Raw genomic sequence first — 3,154 nt, forward strand, 5'->3', positions numbered from 1 at the left:
CAGCTGGGCGGGGCCGGTGCGCCGGGCAGCACGGCCGGCGCCGGCGGTGTCGGTGGCCCCGCCCAGCTGATCGGCGACGGCGGCAACGGCGGCATGGGCGGTTCGGGTGCCGACCCGGGCCCGGGCGGAGCCGGCGGCGCCGGTGGACGACTGGCCGGCCATGCCGGTTCCACCGGGACGCCCGGCACCCAGGTCAGTGCACCCGGCGATCCGGGCGGTCCGTCGGATCCGGGCGGGCCGGTTGATCCCGGCCAGAACGCGGTCGACGCGGCCCGTTCCGGCGACCTGGCCTCGTCGAACGGGGGAACCATCACCGACAGTGCCCTCAAGGAGATATCGGGCGTCGACGCCGGCATCAAGAATCCGAATGTTGTTTGGGTGCACAATGATTCAGGGGACTTGGCGCGAATCTTCGCCGTTGACGCAAAGACCGGCCAAACCTTGGGCAGCTACACACTTGGTGGTGCAAAAGCTGTCGACTGGGAAGACATCGAGGTCGGCACCGCGGCCGACGGCAAGTCCTATATCTATGTCGGCGACATTGGCGACAACGGATTGTCGCGCAGCGGCGTCGTCATCTACCGCGTCCCCGAGCCAACGGTGACCGGCACTGCGACCAACCCCACGAACACAACGTTGACGGGGGTCGATCAGCTTCGCCTTGTCTATCCCAATGGAGAAAAGATCAACTCCGAGGCACTGGCCGTCGATCCGCGTTCGGGCAACCTGATGGTCATCGAGAAGACCGGTGCCAACGTTTCCCGCGTCTATTCGGCTCCGCCAACTGCGTGGGGAAGTTCCGGTGATACGACACTGCAACAAGTCGCAACTTTGGACTTGTCGTATACCAACTCGAAACTGGTCACCAGCGCCGACTTCTCACCTGACGGTTCGGAATTGGCCGTCCGCACCTATCGCGATGTGCTGCTGTGGAATCGGGACCCGAACAGCAGCGCCTGGTCGCCGTTCAGCCAGCAGCCCGTTATGGGACCGGCGGTTGCGAATGAATCCCAGGGTGAGGCGATCGCCTTCCATCCGGACGGGGACGGCTACGTCACGGTGAGTGAGGGAACAAACCAGACCCTGCACAATTTCGACGCACCGTGACCTCGAGGGCGCTCCGGTGAACCGGGCGAGAGCCGCCGGGTTGTACAAGTCGCCTCAGAGCGAGTCAGTGAATACCGGTAGCTGATTGCCCGCTGTGCTGCGCGGCCCCACCGGGCTCGCCACTTTCTGGTGTGATTCGGTGCGACGACGTGTGCATCGGCACCATGGCTTTCGGCTTCTGGTACAAGAATGCCAGCGGTATGAAAGTCAACCCCACCAGTACGACCGCCACCACAAGCGCTGCGCTGCAGGCTTGCGAAAGGTCACTCCGGGAAAGCTGTTGCGACATCACCGGTTGGTGGACTGGCTGGTCAGGATCACCGACAGGAGCGCGGTCCCCACCGCGGCTGACACCTGCTGATTGACCTTGACCATCGTCGACCCCCTGGCCATCTGATCTGGGGACAGCGTCTGCATTGCCACCGCGACCAGCGGGCATTCGGGTGGAGCCCATGCCTAGCCCCAACATTGTCTGACCGGCCAGAAGCAGCGGCAGGGACTCGCGTTGGTGCGCAACGCCGTAAGCGAAGACACCCATGCCCGCGACGTTCAACGTGACGCCGATGACAAGAACCCCGCGAGCGCCGCGTCGGTCCATCAAAACCAAACACACCGGTCCGACAACCGATCTCATCACCCCAAAGCCATCATGAGCCACACCGGTCACCGGATCGACCGACACCCAATGTGCCCGCCTTTCCGCGACAACCCCAGCAAAGCAACGGATTTGCCACGCCGCGGCGCGCCGCCCCCATCAGCTAACCCGACTATTGTGTAGATGTCGGCGTCACAGCGGGTAGATAGTCAAAGTCCTTCTGTCAGTCCAGCAAATTTGGGTGCCAACACTGTAAGTTTGGCCAACGGCCAAAGCCGTTGCCTGGACGTGGGCCTGAAAGCCGGTCGAGTCCAAGCACATCTGCTGCACACCGCCGGCGTGCTCATCCACTCGGCACGCCACACGCACGCCCCCGCACTACTGAAAGATCCGGGTTAGCGTTAGCTGAGGGTTAGCTGGGGTTAGCTGTGGGTTAACTGCCCGACCGCACCGCCGCGATGACGCCACCGTCGACCAGCAGATCGGTACCGGTGATAAAGGATGCGTCCGGGCCGAGCAGAAAGGCCGCCGCCCCTGCGATGTCGTCGGGGGTTCCGATGCGGCCGGTGCCCGACCTGGCGATCATCGCCCGCATGCCGTCGCCGACGGCGGAATCCAGTTCCTGCTGCCCCATTGCCGTCGAGACAATGCCGGGACTGATCGAGTTAATCCTTGCTCCGCGGCGTCCCCACTGCACACTCGCGGCACGCACTCGAATGTGATTGGCCTGCTTAGCGATCGGGTAGGCAAAGGCCGATTCGGTGACCCGGCTGACGAAGTCGAGCGATAGCAGGTCACCCGGGGGGTTGTGGGCCAGCGCGTGTTCTTGCTCGGCGGTCAGCGGCGGGACCAGGTGGCCCGCCATGCTGGCGATCACCACACCCGCGCCGCCCGGCGCAACGACGTCGCCGAACTCCTGGAGCATCAGCGCAACACCGAGCAGGTCGACAGCCAGGATTGCTTGCGCCGAGGCTTGCGCCGGGGAGAGCCCGGCGGTATGCGCCACGTGTGTGACATTCCCGAGGGAGGCGGCGTATTGCGCGAACCCGCGAACTGAGTCCGCTGACGCGACGTCGACACTGTGACCCAGCACCTGATGGCCTGCAGCGGAGAGGGATTCGGCGACGGATGACAGCGTCTCGTCGTTGTTGTCGGCCAGAAGGACCGTCTTGCCGGAGCCCGACCGCCGGGCAATCGCCTCACCGATGCCGCCGACACCGATAACGGTCAACACGTCCCGATGCACAGCCATGTCACTACCTCCGTTCGGGAGACAACTGCGATGGCCGGTCACCGCCGCAGGTGGTCAAACCTAAGCTAGACGATTGCGCCACGACGCGTGGAAAGGAGTCGTCATGTAGGAGGCGGCTGTCTGAAAGTGCTTGCTGCACAGGAGATGAAGGTTTTGTGGCCCTTCGGCGTCGTCCTTTCGGGGGATGGCGTCAAACCACC

The 3,154-nt window shown here is 64.2% G+C and carries 2 protein-coding genes and 1 pseudogene; 1 reads left to right on the forward strand and 2 read right to left on the reverse strand.

Features of this window, described 5'->3' with window-relative positions; translation table 11 throughout:
* Positions 1-1,107: pseudogene (locus EET03_RS29980) on the forward strand (PE family protein); the annotation flags it as partial.
* Positions 1,108-1,395: 288 nt separating this feature from the next.
* On the opposite strand, the gene EET03_RS32230 reads toward EET03_RS29980, so the two are convergent.
* Both EET03_RS32230 and EET03_RS00125 read right to left on the reverse strand, forming a co-directional pair.
* Entirely contained in the window at positions 1,396-1,530 is a 135-nt protein-coding gene (locus EET03_RS32230) for a hypothetical protein (RefSeq protein WP_279637557.1), read from the reverse strand.
* A gap of 605 nt (positions 1,531-2,135) precedes the next feature.
* Positions 2,136-2,948, reverse strand: a complete 813-nt coding sequence (locus EET03_RS00125) for an SDR family oxidoreductase (RefSeq protein ID WP_075541221.1) — start codon at positions 2,946-2,948, stop codon at positions 2,136-2,138.
* Positions 2,949-3,154 lie beyond the last annotated feature (206 nt).

The organism is Mycobacterium innocens (assembly GCF_900566055.1).
Lineage (GTDB): Bacteria > Actinomycetota > Actinomycetes > Mycobacteriales > Mycobacteriaceae > Mycobacterium > Mycobacterium innocens.